The sequence below is a fragment of the Allobosea vaviloviae genome, from assembly GCF_001298265.1.
In the GTDB taxonomy this organism is placed as follows: Bacteria; Pseudomonadota; Alphaproteobacteria; order Rhizobiales; family Beijerinckiaceae; genus Allobosea; species Allobosea vaviloviae_B.
In genome coordinates this window covers 19,243-44,423 of sequence record NZ_LGSZ01000052.1, presented here as the reverse complement: position 1 = coordinate 44,423, position 25,181 = coordinate 19,243, and the positions used below count along the sequence as shown (strand labels likewise).

The window sequence follows — 25,181 nt, the reverse complement described above, 5'->3', positions numbered from 1 at the left end:
CAGGATGAGGGCAGAGGATCGGACTGATCCGGGTTCGATGAAAGCGTGACGATGACCGACTTCACCCCGACACCCGTCGATGGCGCCGAGATCCAGAGTGCGCTGCGTCAATCCGCGTCCGAGCGCATCCTCGTGCTCGACGGTGCAATGGGCACGCAGATCCAGAACCAGAGGTTCTCCGAGGCCGATTTCAGGGCCGAGCGCTTCAAGGGCTGGAACCACGACCTCAAGGGCAACAACGACCTGCTGGTTCTGACCCAGCCCGAGGCGATCCGCGACATCCACCTGGCCTATTTCACGGCCGGTGCCGACATCGTCGAGACCAACACCTTCTCCTCGACCCGGATCGCGCAGGCCGATTACGGCATGGAGGAGCTTGCCTATGAGCTCAACGTCGTCTCGGCGAAGCTCGCCCGCGAGGCGGCCGCGATCGCGCAGAGGCAGGATGGCCGCCGCCGCTATGTTGCCGGCGCGATCGGCCCGACCAACCGCACGCTGTCGATCTCTCCGGACGTCAACAATCCCGGCTTCCGCGCGGTGACCTTCGACCAGGTGCGCGAGTCCTACGCAGAGCAGGTGAGGGGGCTGATCGATGGCGGCTCCGAGATCATCCTCGTCGAGACGATCTTCGACACGCTCAATGCCAAGGCCGCGATCGTCGCGATCGAGAACGTGTTCCGCGAGAAGGGCCTGCGCCTGCCGGTGATGATCTCCGGTACGATCACCGATTTGTCGGGGCGCACGCTGTCGGGCCAGACGACGGAAGCCTTCTGGAACGCGGTGCGCCATGCCGCGCCGCTGACCATCGGACTCAACTGCGCGCTCGGGGCACGCGAGATGCGCGCCCATATCAAGGATCTGTCTCGCGTTGCCGACACGCTGGTCTGTGCCTACCCGAACGCGGGCCTGCCCAACGAATTCGGGATGTATGACGAGAGCCCCGAGGCGACGGCCGAGATGCTCGCCGAGTTCGCCGATGCGGGCCTGGTCAATGTCGTCGGCGGCTGCTGCGGCACGACGCCCGACCATATCCAGGCCATCGCGCAGGCCGTCGCCGGCAAGGCGCCTCGGCAGGTGCCGGTGATCAAGCCCTATCTGCGGCTGGCCGGGCTGGAGCCCTTCACGCTCGACGAGACCATCCCCTTCGTCAACATCGGCGAGCGCACGAACGTCACCGGCTCGGCCAAATTCCGCAAGCTGGTCACGGCGGGCGACTATGCCGCCGCGCTGGACGTCGCCCGCGACCAGGTGGCCAATGGCGCCCAGGTCATCGACATCAACATGGACGAGGGCCTGCTGGATTCGCAGGCCGCGATGACCGAGTTCTGCAACCTCATCGCCTCGGAGCCCGACATCTCCCGCGTGCCGATCATGGTCGATTCGTCGAAATTCCCCGTGATCGAGGCAGGGCTCAAGACGATCCAGGGCAAGCCGATCGTCAACTCGATCTCGATGAAGGAGGGCGAGGCCGCGTTCCTCGAACAGGCCCGGATCTGCCGCAACTACGGGGCGGCCGTCGTCGTCATGGCCTTCGACGAGACCGGCCAGGCCGACACCTACCAGCGCAAGATCGAGATCTGCACGCGCGCCTACAAGCTGCTGACCGAAGAGATTGGCTTCCCGCCCGAGGACATCATCTTCGATCCGAACATCTTTGCGGTGGCGACGGGCATCGAGGAGCATGACAACTACGGCAACGACTTCATCGAGGCCACGAAGACGATCCGCGAGACCCTGCCGCATGCCCATATCTCGGGCGGCGTCTCGAACCTGTCCTTCTCGTTCCGCGGCAACGAGAAGGTCCGCGAGGCGATGCACTCGGTCTTCCTGTACCACTGCATCAAGGTCGGCATGGATATGGGCATCGTCAATGCGGGCCAGCTCGGCTCCTATGACGGGCTCGATCCCGAGCTGCGCGAGCTTTGCGAGGACGTCGTCCTCAACCGGCGCAAGGATGCGACCGAGCGCCTGCTCGATGCCGCGCCGCGCTTCAAGGGCGATGGTTCCGTTGCGGTCTCCGGCAAGGACATGGCCTGGCGCGAAGAGGTCGTGGAGAAGCGGCTGGAATATGCGCTGGTCAACGGCATCACCGCCTTCATCGACATCGATACCGAAGAAGCGCGGCTGAAGGCCGAGAAGCCGCTGCATGTCATCGAAGGCCCGCTGATGGCCGGCATGAACGTGGTCGGCGACCTGTTCGGCGCGGGCAAGATGTTCCTGCCGCAGGTGGTGAAGTCGGCGCGCGTCATGAAGCAGGCGGTGGCTTACCTGATGCCCTTCATGGACGAGGAGAAGCGCCTGAACGGCGGCGGCGAGCGCTCGGCCGCTGGCAAGGTGCTGATGGCGACGGTCAAGGGCGATGTCCACGACATCGGCAAGAACATCGTCGGCGTCGTGCTCCAGTGCAACAATTACGAGGTGATCGACCTCGGCGTGATGGTGCCGACGCAGAAGATCCTCGATGTGGCCCGCAAGGAGAAGGTCGACATCGTCGGGCTGTCCGGCCTGATCACGCCCTCGCTTGACGAGATGGTCACGGTCGCCTCGGAGATGGAGCGGGAGGGCTTCGACATCCCCCTCCTGATCGGCGGCGCGACGACGAGCCGTGTCCATACCGCGGTGAAGATTCATCCTGCCTATGAGAAAGGTCAGACGGTCTACGTCACCGACGCCTCGCGCGCGGTGGGCGTGGTGTCGAGCCTGCTCTCGCAGGACCAGAAGCCAGCCTATGTCGAAGGCATCCGGGCGGAATATGCCAAGGTCTCGGCGGCGCATCGTCGCTCCGAGGCCGACAAGCAGCGACTGCCGCTGGCCAAGGCCCGCGCCAACGCCTTCAAGGCCGACTGGTCGAACTACACTCCACCGAAGCCGAGCTTTCTGGGAACGCGCACCTTCCGGAATTATGATCTCGCGGATCTCGTGCCGCTGATCGACTGGACGCCGTTCTTCCAGACCTGGGAAATGAAAGGGCGCTTTCCCGCGATCCTCGAGGATGAGAAGCAGGGCGAGGCGGCGCGCGCACTCTGGGACGACGCGCAGGCGATGCTGAAGCGCATTGTCGAGGAGCGCTGGTTCAACCCCAAGGCGGTGATCGGCTTCTGGCCGGCCAATGCAGTGGGCGATGACATCGCGCTCTATACCGGCGAGAGCCGGACAGAGCGTCTTGCGACGCTGCACGGCCTGCGCCAGCAGCTTTCCAAGCGCGACGGCAAGCCCAACATGTGCATCTCCGACTTCTTCGCGCCCGAGGGCATCGAGCGGCCCGATTATGTCGGCGCCTTCGTGGTGACGGCCGGTGCCGAGGAGGAACGCATCTCCGAACGTTTCGCCCGCGACAATGACGATTACCGCTCGATCATGGTCAAGGCGCTGGCCGACCGCTTCGCAGAGGCCTTCGCCGAGCGCATGCACCAGCTCGTGCGCAGGCATTACTGGGCCTATGCGCCCGACGAGGCCCTCTCCAACGAGGATCTGATCCGCGAGGAGTATCGCGGCATCCGGCCGGCGCCAGGCTATCCGGCCCAGCCCGACCACACCGAGAAGGCGACCCTGTTCTCGCTGCTGCAGGCGGAGAGCCGCGTGGGCGTGAAGTTGACGGAGAGCTTCGCGATGTGGCCGGGCTCGTCGGTCTCGGGCATCTACCTTTCGCATCCCGCCGCCTATTATTTCGGCGTCGCCAAGGTGGAGCGCGACCAGGTCGAGGATTATGCGGCGCGCAAGGGCATGAGCATCGTCGAGGTCGAACGCTGGCTGTCGCCGATCCTCAACTACGAGCCGGCGAGCTATCGGCTCGAAGCGGCCGAGTAGCGCAGCCGGAGGTTCCACAGCCCGCATGTGTTGAATTCCCCGCGCGGCTCGTATAGGCGAGCCGGGCCGGGACAGCCGGCGTGGCGATATGGGGCGGACATGGCCGACGACGACTACGTCTATGACGAGATCACGGGTGAGTGGCGTCCGGCCTCGGAAATGGCCGCGGCAGCGGCTCCAGGGCGTGTCGAGGTTCGCGATGCCGCAGGGAACGCGCTGGCCGACGGCGATTCCGTCGTCCTGATCAAAGACCTGAAGGTCAAGGGTGCCGGGCAGACCCTGAAGCAGGGCACTGTGATCAAATCAATCCGCCTGACCGACGATCCCGAAGAGATCGACTGCCGCCACGAATCCATCAAGGGCCTCGTCCTGCGCACGGAATTCGTCCGCAAGCGCTGAGGGGGCCGATGTCCTTTCGCATCCGCAAGGCGACCGCGACGGACCAGCCACGCATCCACGCGATCCGGATGGGCGTGAGCGAGAATGTCCTCTCCGATCCCTCGAAGGTGACTGACGAAGAGGTCGCCTGGTATCGCGAGCAAGCGATCTTCCTCGTTGCCGAGGTCGATGGCGCTGTCGCGGGCTTCACCTGCGCCAATCATCAGACCGGCCTGGTCTGGGCGCTGTTCATCGACAAGGCGCATGAGGGGCGCGGGCTCGGCCGTGCGCTGCTCGATGCGGCGCTCGATCGGCTGTCCGCCGCCGGCCATGCGCAGGCCTGGCTGACGACCGGAGCGGGAACCCGCGCCGAGCGCTTCTATCTCCGCCATGGCTGGCAGGACATGGGCCACTCGCTCGACGGCAATGTGGTCTTCGTCAAGCCTCTGGACTGACGAAGGCGGCCAGTTTGCGGCTGTGCCATCGCGGTCCTGCGCAGCTGCAATGGCAAGCCCATTGAAGCGTTCGCGGCGCCGCAACATCTTGGCGCGGACACAGATTTCACCCCGACCAAAGGCTCCGCCATGACCAAGATCGCCATCGTCTTTCACTCCGGCTACGGCCACACCAAGAAGGTCGCCGAAAGCGTGCGGGCCGGTGCGGCCGCGGCGGGCGCCAGTGTCGATCTGGTCGCGATCGATGCCGAGGGCACCATTCCGGACGCCGGCTGGGAGACACTGAAAGCCGCCGACGGCATCGTCTTCGGCTCGCCGACCTATATGGGCATGGTCTCCTGGCAGTTCAAAAAGTTCGCCGATGCCTCCAGCAAGCCCTGGCACACGATGGACTGGAAAGGCAAGATCGCGGCAGGCTTCACCAATTCGGCGACGTTGAACGGTGACAAGGGCTCGACGATTGCCTATCTCGCCCTCTTCGCCGCCCAGCACAAGATGCTGTGGACCGGCACCGGCATGCACCCCTCCAACGCCAAGTCAAGCACGCGCGACGACCTCAACAATCTCGGCGGCTATCAGGGGCTGCTGGTGGTCTCGCCGTCGGATGCCGGCGTCGACGAGATGATCCTAGGCGACCTGAAGACGGCGGAAGCCTTTGGCGCGAGCGTCGCCGAGGTGGTGAAGAGCGTGAAGGGCTGAGGGTCTTTCAACGCGTCTTGCGCGTTACATTCGAGGATAGCGAACGGGCAGGGCCGCGATCCCCAGCAGGATCGCGGCCCTGCCTGTTCGAACGCGGCGTCGTTTGTCCTGCTCCCTGAACCGGTCGCGCGGAGTTCGATCCGCGGGCGGATCGAACACGACCTCGCTAGAAGGTCGGCCGCCCAGAGAGAGGATCGTCAGGCTTCCCTCTGTGGCTTCCTGCGCGCCGGTTCAGCTGGCGCGCAGGCCTGCGGCCTGCTGGAGTTGGGACTGCGCTATCGGCTTCGCGACCATGCCGTCGAAGACACGAACACGGTTCGCACCTGCCGCCTTGGCGACATAAAGCGCGGAGTCGGCCTCTGCGAACAGCTTTTTCGGTTCATGCTGGTGCGCCGATTTCAGGAATGCCGCCCCGACGGAGATGCCGATCGCGATCGGTTGCCGATCGCGCGGGACCGGGCGGGCAAGCAGCCTGTGGGCGCCTTTGAGCATCGTGGCGAGCGCGGTGTGCCCACCGGGAACCCGCAGCAGCAGCGCGAATTCGCAACCGCCGATGCGTGAGACCAGGACGGCATCCGGGAAAAGCCGTGCCAGCCGCTCGCCGATGCAGCGCAGACATTCAAGCGCGCCGGCGTGATCGTAGAGAGACCGGATGGCATCGAACTCGTCGACGGTCAGCACGACTAGCGCGAAGCCATGGGACCCGTCGGCATGGCGGCTGAGTTCGCGCGCTGCCTCCTCGAAAGCGCGGCGGTTCGCCAGCCCCGTCAGCGGGTCGCTGCCGACGAGCGTGACCAGACCGTCCCACATCTTCTTTTCGGCGGTGATGTCCTGCTTCGAGCCGAAGATGCGGACAGGCCGGCCCTGGTCATATGTCACGCCGACCTGAAGGCGCATCCAGCGGCTGCTGCCCCCGGTGCGCAACTGGCAGTCCAGAGAGAAGCCCTTGCCCGTCCTGATGGCGTCGGCGCGACGCCGGTCCATCTCGCTGCGGCTTTGGCTTTGATAGACGTCCAGCGACATGGAGCGCTTGAGCGTCGACCCGCGCGTGAGGCCGAACAGGTCGTAGACGCCATCGGTCCAGGTCAGATTTTCCGTCGCCAGATCGCAGGCCCATGTGCCGCCAGGGCCGAGTCTCGCTTGGTCATAGAGGCGGCTGGCGACAAGAGCCTGGCTGGGGGTGTGGTTCAAGGTCCAGTCCCGAAAAGGGGGCGTTGAGCATGATGCCCGCAGGCTAACCGGCATCGGTTAAGCGACCCTTGATCCGATGCGTTAAAGGCGTCTCATTCCCGCCGCAGCGCCTCGATCGGGTCGAGCCGCGCTGCCTGCCTTGCAGGGTAGAAGCCGAAGAACACGCCGATCATCCCGGAGACGCCGACCGCGATCAGAATGGTCTCTATCGAGACCACCGAGGGCCAGCCCGCGATGTTGGCAATGGTCAGGGCCGAGCCGACGCCGAGCGCGATGCCCACCGCGCCGCCGATCGTGGCCAGCGTCGTCGCCTCGATCAGGAACTGAGCCAGCACGTCGCGCTGCCTTGCACCCACCGCCAGCCGCAGGCCGATCTCGCGGGTGCGTTCGGTCACCGAGACCAGCATGATGTTCATGATGCCGATGCCGCCGACCAGCAGTGACACGCCCGCCACCGCCGCCAGCAGCCAGGAGAGGGTTGTCGCCGCCTGCGTCGCGGTGTTGGCGATCTCGGTAAGGTTGCGGACGATGAAGTCGTCGTCCTGGTCGGCCATCAGCCGATGGCGCTGGCGCAGCAGGGCGCCGGTCTGCTCGATGCCGGGCGCGATCGCGCCCTCGCTGGCGAATTTCACCATGATCGTCTGGACCGAGCGGTCGCGGGCGTAGTTGCGGCCGATGATGCGGCGACGGCCGGTGTCGAGCGGCACGAAGATGACGTCGTCCTGGTCCTGGCCGAGCGCGGACTGGCCCTTGGGCGCCATCACGCCGATGACCTTGAAGGGCACGTTGCGGATGCGGAACTGCTGGTCGAGCGGATTTTGCTCGCCGAACAGGTTCTTCGCCACGGTCTGGCCGATGATCGCGACGATCTCGCCCTTGCGCAGTTCCTCCGGCTCGAACAGCCGCCCTTCCGCGACGTCCCATTCACGCGCGGCGAAGAAATCGAGATCGGTCGCGGTGATCTGCGTCGACCAGTTGGTGCCGGCATAGACGGCCTGGGCGCGGGTGAAGATCACGGGCGCTGCCGCGACGACGTCCTCGACCTCCTTGATGATGGCACCGGCATCCTCGTCGGTCAGGGTCGATGACGCGCCGGCGCCGAGCCGCGCGCCGCCTTGCGTGACGTTGCCGGACTGGATGATCGCGAGATTGGCGCCGAGCGACTTGATCTGCGAGGTGACACGCTCGCGGGCTCCCGAGCCGATCGCGACCATCGCGATGACCGCGGCGACGCCGATGATGATGCCGAGCATGGTCAGGGCCGAACGCAGCGCATTGGCGCCGATCGCGGTCAGGGCGGAGCGGACGGCTTCGAAGATGCTCATGCCATGGGTTCCGTCAGGAGACCGGCGTCCGCCTGGGGCACGGTCTCCGGATAGGCTGGCGGTGCCGCATCGAGCGCGGCCAGCGCCGCGCGGGCATCGGCCGGCTCTTGGCGCTGGTCGCTCAGAAGGCGCCCGTCGCGGAAGCGGATGACGCGGCGGGCGTGGCGCGCGACCTCGGCGTCATGGGTGACGAGGACGACGGTGACGCCCTCGCGGTTGAGATCCTGGAACAGGGCCAGGATTTCGAGCGCCGTGCGGCTGTCGAGCGCGCCGGTCGGCTCGTCGGCAAGCAGCAGGCGCGGCTCGTTGACCAGTGCGCGGGCAATGGCGACGCGCTGCTGCTGGCCGCCCGAGAGCTGCATCGGGCGGTGGTGGGCGCGCTCGGCGAGGCCGACGCGGCCGAGCGCGGCAAGCGCCCGCTCGCGGCGCGTCTTGCGGTCCGCGCCTGCATAGACCATCGGCAATTCGACATTGGCGCAGGCATCGACGCGCGGCAGCAGGTTGAACTGTTGGAAGACGAAGCCGAGCTTGCGGTTGCGAAGCTCTGCCAGCCCGTCGCTGCCCAAAGTCTCGACCGCGACGCCGTCGAGCCGGTAATGCCCGCCGGTCGGCCGGTCGAGGCAGCCGATCAGGTTCATGAAGGTCGACTTGCCCGAGCCGGACGGGCCCATCACGGCCACCAGATCGCCCGCCTCGATGTCGAGCGAGACCCGGTCCAGCGCGGTGACGCGGCCGGAATCGAGATCGTAGACGCGGGAGAGTTCGCGGGCTTCGATCAGGGGCATGGCGGACGTTCCCTTGTCTTTCCGGGGCGGCCCGAAGGGTCGAACCCGGAACCCATGACTGGGCGCGCGCGGTTGACGGTGCTCCAAACGGGCTTCACCCGGTCGTGGGTTCCGGGTTCGTTGCTGCGCAACGCCCCGGAATGACGGGGGAGGGTGGGTTCACCCGCCATCGCCATCAGAACAGCCGCGAGCCACGCACCGGCGGGCCTCCGGCGGGCGCGGGGGCGGCGGTCGTGCGCGGGCCGCCGCCGATGATGACCGCCTGTGCGTCCTTCAGGTCGCCGGAGACCAGCTCGGTATAGGCGCCGTCGGTCGGTCCGAGCATGATCAGGACGGCCCTGGGCTGGCCGTCGTCACCCAGCACATAGACACGGCCCGGCGTGCCCTGCTGGGGCGCGGCGCGGCCCGGGCGGCCCTCCTGCATCATCGCCTCGAACTTCGCCCTGCGCTCCGGATCGAGCACGGCTGAGACCTTCGCGATCATCTCGGTGCGGGCCTTGCGGAAGACAGCGCGGCGCTCCTCGTCGGAGAGGCCGGCCATCGCCTCGCGGCCGCCTGCGCGACGCTCCTGCATCACGGCGGCGATCGCCTGCTTCTGCTCCGGCGTGGGCTGCAATTCGGTCTCGATACGCTCGCGCAGCGCAGCACCCTGCGCTCCGCCGCGGCCACCGGCTGCGGGGCCGGCGCCCTGGCCCTCGCCGCCGCGCGACACCGGCGGAGGCGCGCTCGCCACCGCAGTGCCGGCCGGGCGGAAGCGCAGCGCCGCATTGGGCACGCGCAGCACGTCGCTGCGGTCCTCCGTGACGACCTGGAGATTGGCGGTCATGCCGGGCAACAGTGCCATGTCGGCGTTGGCGACGCGGATGACGCCGGTATAGGTGACGACGTTCTGGATCGTCTGCGCCCCGAGACGGACCATCTCGACGCGGCCTTCGAAGGTGCGGCTCGGATAGGCGTTGACGGTGAAGGTGACCGGCTGGCCACGCTTCATCCGGCCGACATCGGCCTCGTCGACATTGGCGTAGATGTCGATGCTGCGCAGATCCTGCGCGATCTGGAACAGGGTTGGCGTCGAGAGCGAGGCGGCGACGGTCTGGCCGAGATCGACCTGGCGCTGGACCACGACGCCGTCGACCGGCGAGCGGATGTCGGTGCGCTCGAGGTCGATCAAGATGTCCTTGAGCTTGGCCCCGCGCTGCGAGATCAGCGCCTGGCCGGACTGGACCTGGCCCTCGGCTAGCAGGATGTCGGCGTCGAGGCCGTTGAGCTCCGCCTTCGCCGAGGCGATCTGCGCCTCGCTGGAGGCGAGCGTCGCGGTTTGGACCTCGACCTGGGTGCGGGCTGTGTCCAGTGCCTGCTGCGAGCCGGTGTTGCGGCTGAAGAGCTCGTTCTGGCGCTCGAAGGTGCGCTTGGCGTCGGCGAGCTGCGCTGCGACGCGGTCGCGCTGGGCTTCGAGGTCCTTGACCGTCGAATTGGCCTTTAGCCTGGTCGAGCGGGCGCGGTCGAGCTGGGCGCGCTTGACCTGGAGATCGGCCTTGGCCTGCGCCACATCGGCCTGGGCCGCGTCGCGGCGCGTCTTGATCTGGTCGCTATTGAGCCTTGCGACGATCTGGCCGGCCTTCACCTGCGAGTTGTAGTCGGCGAGGATCTCGACGATTTGCCCTGAAAGCTGCGAACCGACCAGCACGGTCGTCATCGGCGTCAGCGTGCCGGTGGCGCGGACGGCGGCGGTGATCTGGCCGCGATCGATCGGCGCGGTGCGGTAGGCCGCCTCATTCGCCGAGCCGCCGGCCGGGCGCAAAGCCCAGTAGCCGCCAGCCGCGACGAGCGCCGCCAGTCCCGATCCAATCAACCACTTGCGCAAGGTCGTCCCCATTCGTCGCGCAGGCGAGGCGGCCTGCATCTAGTTAGCGGATCATGCCAGAAGGGCGTGCGAACAGCGAATTAACTTACCGCAATGTTGCGGAGAGGTGGGAGAAGCCGATTTTCTGCATGTGTCAGGCTCACGTTCGCCAACAGGAAGTCGTATCGCGCTGATAGCCGCTCATCGACCCAGAACGTAATAGGAGTGTCGCAGCGCGGTTAAGAATTATAGTCTCTGTACCGAAGACCTATGATCTTGCTCTCCTCCGACCAGGCGATGCGGAATTTTAGCACCCCTGTATCGAATGCAGCCTTGTAAACATCGTGACCACCTGCTCCGACACGTCTGAATTGCAGGGTTCTTAACGGCCCTCTAGCCGCTAGATTTGCGTAGACCGCGTCAAATTGTTCACGCACTGCTTGGGCCAGTTCAGGCGTCATGCGATCGACGCAGGGCCGCCCAGACTGGTACTCCGAAATCAGGTGGCGGAGCGTTGCTTCACTGTGGGGGTTCGGGGTCCCGCTTTTGATACGGGCATCGAGAGCCTCGGCGGCCTTAATCGCCTCGTCAGCGTCGATGCGTATGGCCCTTCGCTCGTGGCCATTGGTGTGGAGAACCAATTCATTTGCAAGACCATTTGCGGTTGCTGGGAAGCTGACTTGAACCGGAGCGGCTTTGCGGAAAAACGTTCGCTCGCTCTCTGCAAACACTTCAACCGCGACGTCGTCCCCGGGGCCGCGAATGAAAAGCCTTCCCTCTTTGGCGGTGACCTCAAATACAGGTCCGGCATTATAGCGATAGTAGCCGACGTAGTTTTCCAGGTGCACCGGCTTTATTTGGATCGCCGTTCTGGGGCGAGCCTGCTCGTAGCGGCGCCAAGCGATCTCATCAGTCGGGATTTCGGTCATGTTGGCCTCTTTTGCGAGCTTGATCAGATCTTCGGTCGAGACCGAGCGACCCTCTGCAAGGGCGGCACGTGCGGCCCCAACCAGCGAAAGACCGCGCTCGATGCGAACCCTCTGTTGCGAGAGCGCTGCGTGCTGCAAGGCAAGCGTGCCGGCGAGATCGACCGCCTTGCCCTGCAAAAGCTCTGTAATTCGGGATAGACTGAGCCCAAGCAGCTTCAGCGCTAGGATCTCGTGCAGCCGAGCGATTTCAGCTGCGCCGTAGAGCCGCCAGCCCTTCGCGGTTCGTGGGGGCCGGATCAGCCCCCGTTGCTCGTAGAGGCGCAAGGCCCGCACACTAAGACCGATGCGGGCGGCGCATTCATTCGCTGCCAGCAGTGTTTCGTCATTTCGCCGTTTGGTCTTCATCCAGGCCTCCTGAAGACTCGTCTAAGCTATGACGCAGGGGGCGGCTCAAGTGGTTTTGTTTCAGACAAGAGACTGCGCATCACCTATCCGCCAATCGACGAATGGTCTCGCGCGGCAATACCCGCGGAATTTCAAACGGAACTGACAGGTTTTAGCGTCGTGTCCGTCGCACCGTGAGCTCTTGGCCGACGCACAACGAGCGACGCCTCTTCCTCATGGTCCTGTGCGGCGCCTAGGTGATCTGCAACCGATCTGCCGTCACCACCGACACGGTCGCGGAAAAGGAAGCCCGCGATCTCATGCAGCCATACTCGCCGGCCCATGCGGTAATACCACCGGATCGCATGGCGGATCTTCGGATCGGGGTGCCATGCCCAGCGCATGAGAGCTTTCGGGCGAAGCTGCGCGACGGCCTCGATCAATTTGACCCACACGAAAAGCCGGCCCGGTGACATGCGGGACATCCCGAGGACTTGATGCTTGTAGTCCCATTTCGTCGGATCCCGCTGCACGACCGGACGGTCTTGCGCAAGACGGTAGTACGGGGTCCAGCGATGCGGTGTAACGTATAGCGCCTGTATCTGGTCCGCGTCGTAGGAAACGAGCTGCCGCAACCCGCGGAACAGGTCGGCATCCGTCTGGTCATCGAAGCCCGCGACCCAAGTGGCCATCGAGAGAATGTTGTGGCGCCGCAGAAGGCGAATGGCCTCTCGGTCGCTCGCTATCGCGCCGCCCTTCCGGATCAGCTTCAGGGTCGCTTCGTCCGTATTCTCCATACCCATAAGAAAGCGTTCGAAACCGGCTTTCTTGTAGAGGTGCAGAATGTCTGCGTCGCGCACGATATCATCTGCGCGCGTGGAGCCGACCAACGTAACCGACACGTTTTCTGCTATCAGCGCTTCCAGAAATTTCCGCCAAGGCTTGCGGCCGGCGCTCGGATTCTCATCGGCGAAGTTGAAGACCTCGACGCCATGCTCGCGGTTCAGCCGGGCAATCTCCCGAGCAAGGCGAACGGGATCGCGGTGGCGCCAGCGCGTCCAGAAACCGCGTTGGCCGCAATAGTTGCACAAATGGGGACAACCGCGGGAGAACTGGATCACCACGGCACGTTTGCCCCCCCAATAGCTATAGCGGGCATGGTCAATCAGTTCCCATCCGACGCGATAGGCATCGAGGTCCGTGATGACGGGTGCGACTTGGTTCGCAGTCGGCAGGCCGTCTAGCCGCCAAGCAATGCCCGAAACCGTATCGAGAGGTTTCCCCTGTTCGATCGCCCGCATGAGACGTCGAGCCGTTTCCTCGCCTTCTCCCCGGACAATCGCCTTGACGTGCGGTTCGTTCGCAAGAATTTCCCGCCAGAAATACGTGGGGTGGACGCCACCATAAACGATGGTGGCTGCCGGCATCGCCTGTGCAACGGCCGCCGAAACCTGGGTGATGATCGGATGTCCCGATGACGAGCCGGAATGGCCGAACAGAACGGCATCCGGAGATCGTCGCACAATCTGCGCGATGAGGTCCGGCAATGAGAGGGGGCCGAACTCGGCGTCGATCAACTCGACATGGTGGCCGTCGTCGATGAGCGGTCCGCCGATACACAGCAAACCGAATGGAGGCAGTTGCTCCTTTGGAATGCGGCTGCCGATAGCCGGGTGGGGCACATTGACCAGAAGGATGTTCAAGATAACGGCTCGATATCTGGGAGCTTATTCACCATAGCGCCAGTTTAAGCGAGGCGTGTCAACAAGGTCCTGTCTTCGTCGTCTTGTTTGGGACCTACGGCCTGCTGCGGATGACCGAAAAATCCAATCGTTTCACCTGAACGCATACCAGCCTGTAGCATGACTGCCCGGTTCTGCCATCGCGGTGGGTTGGGGCAGCCGGTATAAGGGCGGAAACGACGTTCAGACCGATTTCTCTCTAGAACTGCTCCTTCCTCACCCTGTCCTTCCCCCCTGCGTCGCCGCCAGCAAATCCCGCAGCGTCGTGATCGTCGAGGCATCCGCCACGCCGTCGACCTTCGCCTGGCGCCAGTGGCGCTGGAAGGCGGCGACGACCGCTTCCAGCTTCTCGTCATAGATGCCGTCGACCGCGACGCCGTAGCCCAGCATCGCGAACATCGCCTGCAGCGCTTCGACCGGCTGGCCGCTATCGCCTTTCGCGAAGAAGCGGCCGCTGCGGATCGGGGGCGGTTCGCTCCAGAGGCCGACGCCGCCTTCGGCGAAGTGGCGCCAGGGGAATTTCTCGCCGGGGTCGATCTTGCGCCCCGGGGCGATGTCGGAATGGGCGAGCACGCGCTCAGGCGGAATGGCCCAGCGTTCGCAGATGTCGCGGCAGAGGTTCAGCGTGGCGGCGATCTGTTCGGCCGGGAAATCGGGCAGGCCGCCGGGGTGGCCGGGATTGGCGATCTCGATGCCGATCGAGCAGGAGTTGATGTCGCTCTCGCCGGCCCAGTGCGAGGCGCCGGCATGCCAGGCGCGGCGCGCTTCCGGCACGAGCTGGAGCGTGTGGCCGTTCTCGAAGACGAAGTAGTGCGAGGAGACCTGCGAGACCGGGTTGCAGAGCCATTGCAGCGCCGAGCCGGCATCAGCCATCCCGGTATAGTGCAGGATCAGCATGTCCGGCCGGCGGGGCGCGCCATCGGTCGCGCCGCCTTTGCGCTCGCCGTGATTGGGCGAGGGGAAGATCTTGGCCGCGAAGCGGCTGTCGGGCGCTGTCGTCAGGCTCATCTCGGCTCGCTCACGCAGGCTCGCTCGCCAGCGGCGCCGAAAGGCCACGTTCCTTCTCGATGCGGTCCCAGGCGGCATTGATGGCGGCGAGGCGGCGCGTGGCGATGGCGACGGCTTCCTCGGGCAGGCCGCGTGCGATCTCGCGATCGGGATGGGTCTCTGCCACCAGCTGGCGGTAGTGCCGCTTCAGATCGCCGTCGCTCATCTCGCGCGCGGCGCCCAGCACGAGATAGGGATCGTCGGCGCGGCGGACATGGCGGGCCTCGATCCGCGCGAAACCCTCGTCGCCGATGCCGAAGATCGCCGCGACCTCACGCAGATAGGCGTGCTCGTCCTGGTGGATCGCGCCATCGGCGGCGGCGATCAGGAAGAGCCCGTCGAGCACGTCCTCGAGCAGCGCCGGTTCGTCGCGGAAGGCCTCAGCGAGTTGCCCGGCATAGGCCTCGAACCCGGCGCTGGTCTGCTTGGCGAGGTCGAACAGCATTTCGATGCGGTGGCGCTGCTCCGGCGGCACCGTGACGATGCGGTTGAAGGCGGCCACCTCGTCACGCGTCACGACGCCGTCCGATCGTGCCATCTTGGCGGCGAGCGCGACGAGCCCGGTGGTGAAGACCAGCTCGCGCGGAGGCGGCCCGAAAGGAGCGCCTTCGCGGTCGACGAGAATGTGGCCGGCGAGCGCGCCGACGAGCGCACCGAGCGGGCCGCCCAGCGCCAGCCCCAGTCCGCCGCCGCCCAGCGCGCCCCAGAATGACGAAACCATCTTCGCAGGAATCCTCCGGCTCCATGCCGACGTGGCGATGATAGCGGCAAGCGGCCGGCACGGACAGCCTGGGCTCGCGCGACCGAAGGCCTCGCCGATCACGGGCGAGAATCGATCAAATTGTGCTGGCTCAGCGACATTGTGGCAAAAAAGGGGCAGAAAGTCCTGAGCCGGCATCAATACCCGGCTTTGTCGCGGCGCTCCCCCGAAAGGCATGACCGATTACATGGAGAATACTTGATAGCAAGTCATCGTATATCCTCTTTGATGTAATGGATTTGTTTCGAATTACCCTAAATGCGAACAGATTCTCGTCACATTTACTGGTCACTGGACTGCCCCCTCCAGCCAATTGGCGGTAGTAAGGGTTCAGTCAACGATGCGGTATACCTCCAGCGGCGCCATTGCCGCGCTTGCGATTTGCCTCGGCTCCCTCCAGCCGGTCCACGCCCAGGTCCAAACCCAGGTCAACGACGAGACCGATGCCCGGGCCTTCATCGTCAAGGAGGCGGAAATCCAGCGAGCCAAGGCCGTGGCCGAAGGTGATGAGACGCCGCAGCAAGGCGCCACCGCGAGCGAGCCGGTGCAGGCCGAGAAGACGAAGGCGGGGCCGATGGTCGCGCCGGCCGGATCGGACGGTCTCAAGGCGCTCGTTGCGCGCCATGCCGCCGCCAATGGCGTGCCGTTCTCGCTGGCCGACGCGATCGTGCGGGTGGAGAGCCGCTACAATCCCCGCGCGTCTCATGCCGGCAACTACGGGCTGATGCAGATCCGCCACCAGACGGCGCGCGGCATGGGCTATGCCGGCGGGGCCGGCGGGCTTCTCGATGCCGAGACCAATGCCCGCTTCGGCATGAAATATCTGGCGCTGGCCTATCGCGCCGCCGGTGGCGACACCTGCCGCACCATCATGAAATACCAAAGCGGCCACATGGCCCAGCGCATGAGCGGTGCCAACCGGACCTACTGTGCCAAGGTCCGCACGATCACGGCCCGCAACTGAACGCTACTCCGACGGCCGCCTGACGCGACCTTCTGCGCTTCCGGTGCTCACGGACAAAAGTCCGCTCCGCTCCGGTGCTCGAAGGCCGCCCCAGCCGACTCGTCGGAGCGCGTTCCATCGTGGCCTCGTCCGCAGTGCTTCACCTGCGATGCTTGACGCTGGCGCTGCGAACGCGCACTAGCCCTCGCGCCAGTCGGCCGGACGGCCGCTCTCGCTTGCGAGGGAGGAAAGTCCGGGCTCCACGGAAACACGGTGCCGGATAACGTCCGGCGGGGGTGACCCCAGGGAAAGCGCCACAGAGATCGAACCGCCTGCGGCCGAAAGTTTCGGCTTCCGTCCGCAGGTAAGGGTGAAAAGGTGCGGTAAGAGCGCACCGCGGACCCGGCAACGGGGACGGCATGGCAAGCCCCACCGGGAGCAAAACCGAATAGGGACGATGCTTTCCGCGCAAGCGGGGAGGGGCCTGTTTCTGGGCCTTGTCGTCCGGGTTGGTTGCTCGAGGCACGCAGCAATGCGCGCCCCAGAGGAATGGCCGTCACGTCGGGGGAGCGATCCTCCGGCCATCCAGAACCCGGCTTACAGGCCGACTGGCACCTCGCAAATTCTACTCCGGTGGGCATCTGAAGCAGCTTTCCGCGCTTCCGGTGCTCACGGACTTGATGTCCGCTGCGCTCCGGTTCTCGAAAGCCGCTCCAGCTGCCTCACCAGAGCGTATTTTCGCGCATGTGCCTGCCTCGTTGCCAAGGCAGGCATGCCGGCAAATCACGCAACCTTCAGTTCCACCGGGATGTTGCCGCGCGTCGCATTCGAATACGGGCAGACGATGTGGGCCTTCTGGACGAGGTCCTCGACCACGGCCTTGTCGACGCCCGGAACCGAGATGGTGAGCGTGACCTCAAGGCCGAAGCCGCCGCCATCGTCGCGCGGGCCGATGCCGACATCGGCGCTGACCTTCGCATCGTCGGGAATCTTAACCTTCTCCTTGCCGGCGACGAATTTCAGCGCGCCGAGGAAACAGGCCGAATAGCCCATCGAGAACAGCTGCTCGGGATTGGTGCCGTCGCCGCCGCTGCCGCCCATCTCCTTGGGCGTGTTGAGCACCACGGCGATGTTGCCGGTGTCCGTCGCGGCCTTGCCTTCGCGGCCGCCGGTGGCGGAGCCGTGAGCGGTGTAGAGAATCTTCATCGGGTCTCTCCTTGGTTTGGGGATCGGTCGCGGATCGGCCTGTCCACCTTGGTATCGGATCGCCGATCGGTGGACTTGCGACCATGATTTATATTGCGCACAATTAAATTGTCAACGATCAAATCAACGTCGATCCGGTCTGTCTGATCGTGGGGGCGCATTCGGGCGGTATCGGCTAAGCTGGCCCTCTGCGCCTGCAACCGAACAGGGAAGCCATGACAGAGACGAAGGTTCCCGAACGGACAGCCAGGCTGGAGGAGCAGCTTTGCTTCGCGGTCTATCAAGCCGGCCATGCCTTCACGCGGATGTACCGCTTGGCGCTCGCCGAACTCGGCCTGACCTATCCGCAATATCTGGCCATGCTGGTGCTCTGGGATGGCGATGGCGTGACGGTGAAGGCGCTCGGCGAGAGGCTCTCGCTGGATTCGGGAACGCTCACTCCGCTGCTGAAGCGCCTGGAGGCCGCGGGCCTGATCCGCCGCGAGCGCAGCCGGCAGGACGAGCGGCAGGTCCACCTGTATCTCACAGACGCGGGTGAGGCGCTTCGCGAGAAGGGCGCCTGCGTGCCCGCAGCGATGGGCGAGGCGATCGGCGAGATCGTCAATTCCGACGGCCGCCTTCTCGGCGATCTCAAGGCGCTGCGCGAGGCGCTGTTGAAAGCTTCCGACCACAGCTAGGCGCGCGCAAAAAACTTTCGCGCCAAGCTGCTGCCGCGAGCGGCCCAGCGGAGGCGTGCGCTTGCCGCCCGGGAGGGAAATCCCGCGCGGTTACGGATACTTAACCTTAACGGGCTGTGATGCTTCGAGGCTCCCGCAGCCATGCCTTCGCATGCCCGATTCCATTGACGCCCATAAAGACCCATGCTATCCCAAATCATCCCGTCGAAACCGGCAGGCGACAGTCAGATCAGGGTCCGTGTGCCGCGCGGATTCCGGTCGGCCCTCTCGCTTTGCCTGCTTCGACGGGAGGCTTCGGCCCCGCCCGTTTCGCGGCTGGGCTCGTGCGTCGAGAACAGGCCGGGAGGCGGCGTTGACGGACCGCTTCGTCTCGAATTTCACCAACCGGCTGGATGCCAAGGGCCGCGTCTCGATACCGTCGGGCTTTCGCGCCGTGCTGGCGAAGGATGGCTACGAGGGCCTTTACGTCCATCCCGCGCTGGATCTCGCCGCTTTCGATGCCGGCGGCCATGCGCTGCGCAAGACCATCGACGACATCCTGGCGCGCTTCTCGCCCTTCTCGGAGGAATGGGAGTCGCTGTCGACGGCGCTGAACGGGACCTCCGAGGTGCTGAAGGTCGATCCGGAGGGTCGCATCATGCTGAGCGAGGCTCTCAAGGCGCATACGGGGATCACCGATACCGTGACCTTCGTCGGGCACGGCCACAAATTCCAGATCTGGGAGCCGCAGCGCTTCCAGGCGCATCTCGAAGCGGCGAAGGCCAAGCTGCGCGACGTGAAGCGGGCGCTCGGCTCGCAGCCGCCGGCGACCCATGGGGTCGTGGGAGCATGAAGCGTCGCAGCCGTCACGAGGACGATGCCGCCGGTTCGACGGTCGATGCCGCTGCGCATGTGCCGGTGCTGCTGGCCGAGGTCCTTGAAGCGCTCGCGCCGAAAGCCAGCGGACGCTATCTCGACGGGACCTTCGGGGCGGGCGGCTATGCGCGCGCCATTCTCGATGCCGCGCCGGACGTCACCCTATTGGCGCTCGACCGCGATCCGACCGCGATTGCGGGCGGTGCCGATCTCGTCGCGGCGATGGCCGGCCGCCTGACGCTGGCACAGGCGCGCTTCGGCGAGCTTGCGGAGGAAGCGGAGCGTTTTGGGATGGTGCCGCTCGACGGCGTCGTGCTCGACATCGGCGTGTCTTCGATGCAGATCGACCAGGCGCAGCGGGGCTTCTCGTTCCGCTTCGACGGCCCGCTCGACATGCGGATGAGCGGCGCGGGGCAAAGCGCCGCCGACCTCGTCAACGAGGCGGAGGAGGGGCTGCTCGCGGACATCTTCTACCATTACGGCGAGGAGCGCCGCTCGCGGGCGGTGGCGCGCGCCATCGTCGAGGCCAGGCGCAAGGCGCCGCTGACCACGACCAAGCAACTCGCGGATCTCGTCGCCAGCATCGTCTGGGCGGAGCCCGGCGGCCCGCATGCGGCGACGCGGGTGTTCCAGGCGCTGCGCATCGCGGTGAATGACGAACTCGGCGAGCTGGTCTCGGCGCTGCATGCGGCGGAAGCCGTGCTGGCCCCGGGCGGACGGCTCGTCGTCGTGACCTTCCATTCGCTGGAAGACCGGATCGTCAAGCAATTCCTCGCCGAGCGCTCCGGGCGTGCGCCAGCCGGCTCGCGCCATGCGCCCGTGGTGGATGTGGCGCGGCCGACCTTCAGCCTCGTCAGTCGGGGGCCGGTCGCGCCGTCGGAGGCCGAGATGCGGATCAACCCGCGGGCGCGGTCGGCGAAGCTCAGGGCAGCCGAGCGCAATGCCGCTCCGGCGAGGGAGCCCGAGCCCGATCTCGTCGCGCTCGCCGGCATCCCCGAGCCGCAGACCCGCCGGAGGCCCCGAGCATGATCAAGCTGCTGCATGTCATCGCCATCGGCGCGCTGGTCTCGTCGGCCTTCTATGCCTACGGGATCAAATACGAGACCACGCTCGAGGCCGAGCAGCTCCAGAAGATCCGGATGAAGGCACAGCGCGAGCGCGACGCCATCGCCGTGCTGAAGGCCGAATGGCAGTTCCTCAACCGGCCCGACCGCCTGCAGGCGCTGGCCGACCGCCATCTCGACCTGCAGGCCTTCTCGGTGACGCAGGTCGTGCGCGCCTCCGACATCCCCAATCGCGGGCCGAAGGTCGATGCGATCGGCCGCAAGCTCGAGGATCTGGGCCTGGGCCTGCCGACCGAGACCCCCAAGGATCGCAAGGCGAGCGCGACCACGCCGGGAGGCCGTCCATGAGCGAGGCAAAGACACGGGGCGAGGCACCAGACCGGCCCGAGGGTGATCCTGCTCCCACCCGCCGCTTCTCCATGCTGCGCAACGTCTTCCGCATGAGCGGCGAGAAGAGCCAGCCGCGCGTCGGCCTGGTCATCCTTGGCTTCTCGGCGCTGTTCCTGGCGATCACCGGCCGGCTGGTCATGCTGGCGACCGTCGGCAACGAGCAGGTCGGCCTGCGCCGCGCGACCTCGACCGCGATCTCGGCGGCACGGCCCGACATCGTCGACCGCAATGGCGACGTGCTCGCCACCGACATTCGCACCGTCTCGGTCTTCGCCGAGCCGCGCAAGATCCTCGACAAGGACGAGGCGACGGAATTGCTCACCGCGGTCCTGCCCGAACTCGATGCCAAGGATCTGCGCGACAAGCTTAACACCAAGAAGGGCTTCGTCTGGGTCAAGCGCGAGATCACGCCGCGCCAGCAGGCCGAGGTCCATCGCCTCGGCATTCCCGGCGTCGGGTTCGTGCCCGAGAACAAGCGCGTCTATCCCAACGGCACGGCCGCCGCCCATGTGCTGGGCTTCGCCAATGTCGACAATGTCGGCATCGCCGGCATCGAGAAGTACATCGATACGCAGGGCTTGCAGGATTTGAACGGCGCCGGCCTCGCGACTCAAGCCTCCGACCTCAAGCCGATGACGCTGTCGATCGATCTGCGCGTCCAGCATGCGCTGCGCGACGAACTCACGAAAGGCATGGAGAAGTACAAGGCAATCGCGGCGGCCGGCGCGATCATGGACGTCAACACCGGCGAGATGATCGCGCTGGTGTCGTTGCCCGATTTCGACCCCGGCAATCCCGTGGACGCGCTCGAAAAGGACCGGATCAACCGGATGAGCGTCGGCGTCTACGAGATGGGCTCGACCTTCAAGGCCCTGACCATCGCGATGGCGCTGGATTCCGGCAAGGCCAACATCAATTCGAGCTATTCGACTGCTGGCGGGGCGATGCATTTCGGTCGCCAAGTGATCAAGGAATATCATGGTACCGGTCGCACGCTGACGGTGCCGGAGGTCTTCCTGCATTCGTCGAACATGGGTTCGATCAAGATGGCGCTGTCGGTCGGCGTCGAAGGCCACAAGGCCTTCCTGCGCAAGATGATGCAGCTCGACCGGATGCCGACTGAACTGCCGGAAAGCGCGGCCCCGATCGTGCCCGGCCGCTGGGGCGAGATCAACACGGCGACGATCGCCTTCGGTCACGGCCTCGCGGTGGCGCCGATCCAGGCGATGGCAGCGGTCGCCGCGCTGGTCAATGGCGGGACGCTGATGACCCCAACCTTCCTGAAGCGCTCGGAGGAGGAGGCGAAGAAGGGCGGCGTCCGCGTGATCAAGCCCGAGACCTCCGAGGCGATGCGCTACATCATGCGCCTCAATGGCGAGAAGGGCTCGGCCCGGAAGGCGGATGTCGCGGGCTATTTCGTCGGCGGCAAGACCGGCACTGCCGAAAAGGTTATCAACGGCCGCTACGCGAAGAACCGCAACTTCACGACCTTTACGGCGATCGCCCCCTCGGACAAGCCGAAATACCTGTTCCTGGCGATCTATGACGAGCCGAAGGGCTATGCCGAGAGCGGCGGCTATTCGACAGCGGCCTGGAACGCCGGCATCACCACCGGCAAGGTGATCGAACGCACCGCGCCGATCCTCGGCCTGTCGCCACGCTTCGAGCCGCCGATCGCACCCTTCCCGCTGATGGCAAGGCTTGGCGCCTGGGGCACGCGCTGAGGCTTGCCGCCGGTGCGTCCGCACGATAGCGAGCAACGATGACACAGCCCCTGAGCCTCGGCCGCCTGTTTCCAGGAGCCTTCGCTGCCGATGCGGCCCGGGCCGTGTCCGGCGTCGCCTTCGACAGCCGCAAGGTCGAGCCCGGTCAGGTCTTCGTGGCGCTGGCCGGCGTGAAGGCGGACGGCGCGCGCTTCATCGCCGACGCGGTCGCAAAAGGGGCGGTCGCGGTCGTCTCGGGCCAGCCGCGCCCCGCCGATCTTGATGGTTCCATGGCCTTCGCGCAGGTCGACGACCCACGGCTCGCCCTCTCGCTCGCTGCTGCGGTGGTGCATCCGCGCCAGCCCGGCACGATCGTCGCGGTCACCGGCACCAGCGGAAAGTCTTCCGTCGCCGATTTCACCCGCCAGATCTTTCAGGCGCTGGGGCATGAGGCCGCCAGCCTCGGCACCGTTGGCATCGTCACCGCGAAAGCGGCCCAATACGGCTCGTTGACGACGCCCGATCCTCTCTCCCTGCACGCCTCGCTCGACCGGTTGGCCGGCGAGGGTGTCACGCATCTCGCCATGGAGGCTTCGTCCCATGGCCTCGACCAGCGCCGGCTCGACGGCGTGCGGCTAAAAGCTGGCGCCTTCCTGAATCTAGGACGCGACCATCTCGATTATCATCCGACGGTGGAGGATTACCTCGCGGCCAAGCTGCGGCTCTGGGCGCTGCTGCCGGAGGGGGCGCCAGTCGTGATCAATCTCGACGACCCGTCGGCGAAGGCGGCGCTTTCGGCCGCGCTGGCAAAGGGATTGTCTGCGATTGGGATCACGATGGAGGATTCTGCCACCCTACGGGCGGGGACGCGATCGGATTTCATACGTGACACCGGCGGGCGCGGCCGGGTTCTGTCTCTCGAGCCGATCGAGCGGGCCGGCTTTTCGCAGCGGCTGACCATCACCGTCGATGAAGGACGAATCGAGGTTCTTCTGCCCCTGGCCGGCGATTTCATGGCCAGCAACGCGCTTGCCGCGGCAGGTCTCGCCATCGCCACGGGGGAAGATACCGTAGCCGCGTTGCGGGCCATCTCCGGACTGACTGGGGTTCCCGGCCGCCTGGAACGTGTCGGTGAGGCGAATGGCGGGCTCGTGGTGGTCGATTACGCCCATAAGCCCGATGCACTGGCCGCGGTTCTTTCGACGCTTCGCGGCTCCGCCTCCGGACGCCTGATCTGCGTTTTCGGCTGCGGCGGTGACCGCGACACCGGCAAACGTCCCCTGATGGGCGCGATCGCGGCAAAGGGGGCCGACATCGCCATCGTCACGGACGACAACCCGCGCAGCGAAAATCCAGCGGCGATCCGGGCCGCGGTGCTGGCGGCCTCCCCGAAGCTGACGGAAATCGGCGACCGTGCCGAGGCGATCAGGGCCGCCGTGCGCATGCTCGCCCCCGGCGATGTTCTGGTCGTGGCCGGAAAGGGCCATGAAACCGGCCAGATCATCGGCGACCGGACCTATCCCTTTTCCGACCAGGACGTGGTGCGGACGGCTATCGCGGAGATCGCAGGATGAGCGCCCCCCTCTGGAGCGGAGACGAACTGGTCGCGGCGCTTGGCGCGCGGGCCGAGGGAACGGTGCCGGGAGCCGTGACCGGCATCTCGATCGACACCCGCACGCTGGAGCCGGGCGACGCCTTCTTCGCGATCACCGGCGAGGCCCGCGACGGGCATGACTTCGTCGCGGGCGCGCTGGAGAAGGGCGCAGCGCTCGCCGTCGTCGACGAGGCGCATGCGGCTGATTTCGCCGGCAAGGGCGCTCTGGCTGTCGTGCCCGACGTGCTCAAGGCGATGGAGCAGGCTGGTAGCGCGCGTCGAGCCGAACTGAAGGCCGGCGTCGTCGCGGTCACCGGCTCTGTCGGCAAGACCGGCACCAAGGATGCGCTGCGGCTGGTTTTGTCGCGGCAGGGCAAGACGCATGCGCCCGTCGCCTCCTACAACAACCATTGGGGCGTTCCGCTGACGTTGTGTCGGACTCCCCGCGACGTGGACTATGCGGTCTACGAGATTGGCATGAACCATCCCGGCGAGATCCTGCCGCTGGCGAGGCTGGTCCGGCCGCAGGTCGCGATCATCACCACGATCCAGCCGGTGCATCTGGCGGCCTTCGAGTCGCTGGAAGGCATCGCCGAGGAAAAGGCTGGTGTGTTCTGGGAGCTCGAAAAGGGCGGCACCGCGATCGTCAACGCCGACATTCCCCAGGCCGACCTGCTGGAGCGCATCGCCAAGGCCGGGCCGGCGGGCCGCGTGATCCGCTTCGGCGAAAGCCCCGGTGCCGATGTCCGGCTGATCTCCTGCGCGCTCAAATCCGATGTCTCGACCGTCGATGCGGTGGTGATGGGGCAGCCCGTGACCTATAGGCTTGGCAGCCCCGGCAAGCATATCGTGCTGAATTCGCTGGCGGTTCTCGCCGCGGTGACGGCGCTCGGCGCCGATCTCGCGCTGGCGGCGCTGGCGCTGGGCGACCTGAGGCCCCCGGCCGGGCGGGGCGCGCAGCAACGGCTCGAAGGGCCGGGCGGACCCTTCACGCTGATCGACGAGAGCTATAATGGCAACCCGGCCTCGATGCGGGCGGCGATCGAGAATCTCGGCCGGATTCCGGTCGCCGGCCGGGGTCGCAGGATCGCCGTGCTCGGCGATATGCTGGAACTAGGACCGACGGGGCCGGAGCTGCACAAGGGGCTCATTGAAGCGATCATCGCCAATGGCGTCGATACGGTCTTTGCCTGCGGGCCGCTGATGCGCGGACTCTATGACGGCTTGCCATCGACCCTGCGGGGGGCTTATGCCGCGCAGGCGAGCGGGCTCGAACCCCTCGTGCTGGATGCGATCCGGGCCGGCGACGTCGTCACCGTCAAGGGATCGCTGGGCTCGCGCATGGGGCCGATCGTCAAGGCGGTCGTGGCGCGCTTTCCCGCCGTGCCGGCGCAAGACTAGAAC

Annotated in this window: 21 protein-coding genes and 1 other RNA gene; 13 read left to right on the top strand and 9 right to left on the bottom strand. The window is 66.0% G+C overall.

Annotated features, from left to right (window positions below):
• Positions 1 to 51: 51 nt before the first annotated feature.
• The 4 genes from metH to AE618_RS19460 all read left to right on the top strand — a co-directional run bounded on the left by metH (position 52) and on the right by AE618_RS19460 (position 5,339).
• On the top strand, positions 52 to 3,807 hold the full coding sequence (gene metH / locus AE618_RS19475) for a methionine synthase (RefSeq protein ID WP_054210746.1): 3,756 nt from the start codon (positions 52 to 54) through the stop codon (positions 3,805 to 3,807).
• A gap of 99 nt (positions 3,808 to 3,906) precedes the next feature.
• On the top strand, positions 3,907 to 4,206 hold the full coding sequence (locus AE618_RS19470) for an alkylphosphonate utilization protein (RefSeq protein WP_054210745.1): 300 nt from the start codon (positions 3,907 to 3,909) through the stop codon (positions 4,204 to 4,206).
• A gap of 8 nt (positions 4,207 to 4,214) precedes the next feature.
• Positions 4,215 to 4,640 (top strand): GNAT family N-acetyltransferase, encoded by a 426-nt coding sequence (locus tag AE618_RS19465; protein ID WP_054210744.1) that lies wholly within the window; start codon positions 4,215 to 4,217, stop codon positions 4,638 to 4,640.
• A 129-nt stretch (positions 4,641 to 4,769) separates the two neighbouring features.
• Entirely contained in the window at positions 4,770 to 5,339 is a 570-nt protein-coding gene (locus AE618_RS19460; RefSeq protein WP_054210743.1) for a flavodoxin family protein, read from the top strand.
• A gap of 231 nt (positions 5,340 to 5,570) precedes the next feature.
• Here AE618_RS19460 and AE618_RS19455 read toward each other — a convergent pair whose 3' ends face one another.
• The 8 genes from AE618_RS19455 to AE618_RS19420 all read right to left on the bottom strand — a co-directional run bounded on the left by AE618_RS19455 (position 5,571) and on the right by AE618_RS19420 (position 15,306).
• The gene (locus AE618_RS19455) at positions 5,571 to 6,530 is read right to left on the bottom strand and encodes a GGDEF domain-containing protein (RefSeq protein WP_054210742.1); all 960 of its coding nucleotides are present in this window, start codon (positions 6,528 to 6,530) and stop codon (positions 5,571 to 5,573) included.
• Positions 6,531 to 6,622: 92 nt separating this feature from the next.
• Positions 6,623 to 7,855, bottom strand: coding sequence for an ABC transporter permease (locus AE618_RS19450; RefSeq protein WP_054210741.1), 1,233 nt, complete (start codon positions 7,853 to 7,855; stop codon positions 6,623 to 6,625).
• Entirely contained in the window at positions 7,852 to 8,640 is a 789-nt protein-coding gene (locus AE618_RS19445; RefSeq protein WP_082365409.1) for an ABC transporter ATP-binding protein, read from the bottom strand. Before AE618_RS19445 ends, AE618_RS19450 begins: the two co-directional genes overlap by 4 nt.
• A gap of 175 nt (positions 8,641 to 8,815) precedes the next feature.
• A complete protein-coding gene (locus AE618_RS19440; RefSeq protein WP_197280834.1) occupies positions 8,816 to 10,504 on the bottom strand; it encodes an efflux RND transporter periplasmic adaptor subunit in 1,689 nt (562 codons plus the stop codon).
• Between the two features lie 218 nt (positions 10,505 to 10,722).
• Positions 10,723 to 11,817 (bottom strand): MerR family transcriptional regulator, encoded by a 1,095-nt coding sequence (locus tag AE618_RS19435; RefSeq protein ID WP_054210739.1) that lies wholly within the window; start codon positions 11,815 to 11,817, stop codon positions 10,723 to 10,725.
• Positions 11,818 to 11,948: 131 nt separating this feature from the next.
• Positions 11,949 to 13,499 carry a magnesium-protoporphyrin IX monomethyl ester anaerobic oxidative cyclase gene (bchE, locus tag AE618_RS19430; RefSeq protein WP_054210738.1) on the bottom strand — a complete coding sequence of 517 codons (1,551 nt, stop codon included), beginning with the start codon at positions 13,497 to 13,499 and terminating at the stop codon, positions 11,949 to 11,951.
• A 255-nt stretch (positions 13,500 to 13,754) separates the two neighbouring features.
• Positions 13,755 to 14,546: a peptidoglycan recognition protein family protein gene (locus tag AE618_RS19425; protein WP_054210887.1), complete on the bottom strand. Its 792-nt coding sequence runs from the start codon at positions 14,544 to 14,546 to the stop codon at positions 13,755 to 13,757.
• A 10-nt stretch (positions 14,547 to 14,556) separates the two neighbouring features.
• Positions 14,557 to 15,306 carry a TerB family tellurite resistance protein gene (locus AE618_RS19420; RefSeq protein ID WP_054210737.1) on the bottom strand — a complete coding sequence of 250 codons (750 nt, stop codon included), beginning with the start codon at positions 15,304 to 15,306 and terminating at the stop codon, positions 14,557 to 14,559.
• Positions 15,307 to 15,685: 379 nt separating this feature from the next.
• Between AE618_RS19420 and AE618_RS19415 the strand changes: the two genes are divergently transcribed.
• Both AE618_RS19415 and rnpB read left to right on the top strand, forming a co-directional pair.
• Positions 15,686 to 16,309: a transglycosylase SLT domain-containing protein gene (locus AE618_RS19415; RefSeq protein WP_054210736.1), complete on the top strand. Its 624-nt coding sequence runs from the start codon at positions 15,686 to 15,688 to the stop codon at positions 16,307 to 16,309.
• A 189-nt stretch (positions 16,310 to 16,498) separates the two neighbouring features.
• Positions 16,499 to 16,904, top strand: an RNA gene (gene rnpB / locus AE618_RS20290) — RNase P RNA component class A.
• 167 nt (positions 16,905 to 17,071) lie between these two features.
• Here the strand turns inward: rnpB and AE618_RS19410 are convergent.
• Positions 17,072 to 17,494, bottom strand: coding sequence for an organic hydroperoxide resistance protein (locus tag AE618_RS19410; protein ID WP_054210735.1), 423 nt, complete (start codon positions 17,492 to 17,494; stop codon positions 17,072 to 17,074).
• 215 nt (positions 17,495 to 17,709) lie between these two features.
• On the opposite strand from AE618_RS19410, the gene AE618_RS19405 reads away from it, so the two are divergent.
• The 7 genes from AE618_RS19405 to AE618_RS19375 all read left to right on the top strand — a co-directional run bounded on the left by AE618_RS19405 (position 17,710) and on the right by AE618_RS19375 (position 25,178).
• Positions 17,710 to 18,171, top strand: coding sequence for a MarR family winged helix-turn-helix transcriptional regulator (locus AE618_RS19405; RefSeq protein WP_054210734.1), 462 nt, complete (start codon positions 17,710 to 17,712; stop codon positions 18,169 to 18,171).
• A gap of 352 nt (positions 18,172 to 18,523) precedes the next feature.
• The gene (locus AE618_RS19400) at positions 18,524 to 19,003 is read left to right on the top strand and encodes a division/cell wall cluster transcriptional repressor MraZ (RefSeq protein ID WP_054210733.1); all 480 of its coding nucleotides are present in this window, start codon (positions 18,524 to 18,526) and stop codon (positions 19,001 to 19,003) included.
• Entirely contained in the window at positions 19,000 to 20,055 is a 1,056-nt protein-coding gene (gene rsmH / locus AE618_RS19395; RefSeq protein ID WP_054210732.1) for a 16S rRNA (cytosine(1402)-N(4))-methyltransferase RsmH, read from the top strand. Before AE618_RS19400 ends, rsmH begins: the two co-directional genes overlap by 4 nt.
• Complete coding sequence (gene ftsL, locus AE618_RS19390) at positions 20,052 to 20,438, top strand: cell division protein FtsL (protein WP_054210731.1); 387 nt, start codon at positions 20,052 to 20,054, stop codon at positions 20,436 to 20,438. Before rsmH ends, ftsL begins: the two co-directional genes overlap by 4 nt.
• A complete protein-coding gene (locus AE618_RS19385) occupies positions 20,435 to 22,204 on the top strand; it encodes a peptidoglycan D,D-transpeptidase FtsI family protein (protein ID WP_054210730.1) in 1,770 nt (589 codons plus the stop codon). Before ftsL ends, AE618_RS19385 begins: the two co-directional genes overlap by 4 nt.
• Before the next feature lie 38 nt (positions 22,205 to 22,242).
• Complete coding sequence (locus AE618_RS19380) at positions 22,243 to 23,757, top strand: UDP-N-acetylmuramoyl-L-alanyl-D-glutamate--2,6-diaminopimelate ligase (RefSeq protein ID WP_054210729.1); 1,515 nt, start codon at positions 22,243 to 22,245, stop codon at positions 23,755 to 23,757.
• Positions 23,754 to 25,178, top strand: a complete 1,425-nt coding sequence (locus AE618_RS19375; RefSeq protein WP_054210728.1) for a UDP-N-acetylmuramoylalanyl-D-glutamyl-2,6-diaminopimelate--D-alanyl-D-alanine ligase — start codon at positions 23,754 to 23,756, stop codon at positions 25,176 to 25,178. The genes AE618_RS19380 and AE618_RS19375 overlap by 4 nt, the downstream gene beginning before the upstream one ends.
• The last annotated feature ends 3 nt before the right edge of the window (positions 25,179 to 25,181 follow it).

Excerpts from the sequence above, each read along its gene's own strand:
- AE618_RS19405 (WP_054210734.1), top strand. The coding sequence starts at position 17,710 with ATGACAGAGACGAAGGTTCCCGAACGGACAGCCAGGCTGGAGGAGCAG.
- AE618_RS19420 (WP_054210737.1), bottom strand. The coding sequence starts at position 15,306 with ATGGTTTCGTCATTCTGGGGCGCGCTGGGCGGCGGCGGACTGGGGCTG.
- rsmH (WP_054210732.1), top strand. The coding sequence starts at position 19,000 with ATGAAGCGTCGCAGCCGTCACGAGGACGATGCCGCCGGTTCGACGGTC.
- AE618_RS19445 (WP_082365409.1), bottom strand. The coding sequence starts at position 8,640 with ATGCCCCTGATCGAAGCCCGCGAACTCTCCCGCGTCTACGATCTCGAT.
- AE618_RS19460 (WP_054210743.1), top strand. The coding sequence starts at position 4,770 with ATGACCAAGATCGCCATCGTCTTTCACTCCGGCTACGGCCACACCAAG.
- AE618_RS19470 (WP_054210745.1), top strand. The coding sequence starts at position 3,907 with ATGGCCGACGACGACTACGTCTATGACGAGATCACGGGTGAGTGGCGT.
- AE618_RS19465 (WP_054210744.1), top strand. The coding sequence starts at position 4,215 with ATGTCCTTTCGCATCCGCAAGGCGACCGCGACGGACCAGCCACGCATC.
- AE618_RS19410 (WP_054210735.1), bottom strand. The coding sequence starts at position 17,494 with ATGAAGATTCTCTACACCGCTCACGGCTCCGCCACCGGCGGCCGCGAA.
- AE618_RS19375 (WP_054210728.1), top strand. The coding sequence starts at position 23,754 with ATGAGCGCCCCCCTCTGGAGCGGAGACGAACTGGTCGCGGCGCTTGGC.
- ftsL (WP_054210731.1), top strand. The coding sequence starts at position 20,052 with ATGATCAAGCTGCTGCATGTCATCGCCATCGGCGCGCTGGTCTCGTCG.
- AE618_RS19380 (WP_054210729.1), top strand. The coding sequence starts at position 22,243 with ATGACACAGCCCCTGAGCCTCGGCCGCCTGTTTCCAGGAGCCTTCGCT.
- AE618_RS19450 (WP_054210741.1), bottom strand. The coding sequence starts at position 7,855 with ATGAGCATCTTCGAAGCCGTCCGCTCCGCCCTGACCGCGATCGGCGCC.
- AE618_RS19385 (WP_054210730.1), top strand. The coding sequence starts at position 20,435 with ATGAGCGAGGCAAAGACACGGGGCGAGGCACCAGACCGGCCCGAGGGT.
- AE618_RS19425 (WP_054210887.1), bottom strand. The coding sequence starts at position 14,546 with ATGAGCCTGACGACAGCGCCCGACAGCCGCTTCGCGGCCAAGATCTTC.
- AE618_RS19435 (WP_054210739.1), bottom strand. The coding sequence starts at position 11,817 with ATGAAGACCAAACGGCGAAATGACGAAACACTGCTGGCAGCGAATGAA.
- AE618_RS19415 (WP_054210736.1), top strand. The coding sequence starts at position 15,686 with ATGCGGTATACCTCCAGCGGCGCCATTGCCGCGCTTGCGATTTGCCTC.
- metH (WP_054210746.1), top strand. The coding sequence starts at position 52 with ATGACCGACTTCACCCCGACACCCGTCGATGGCGCCGAGATCCAGAGT.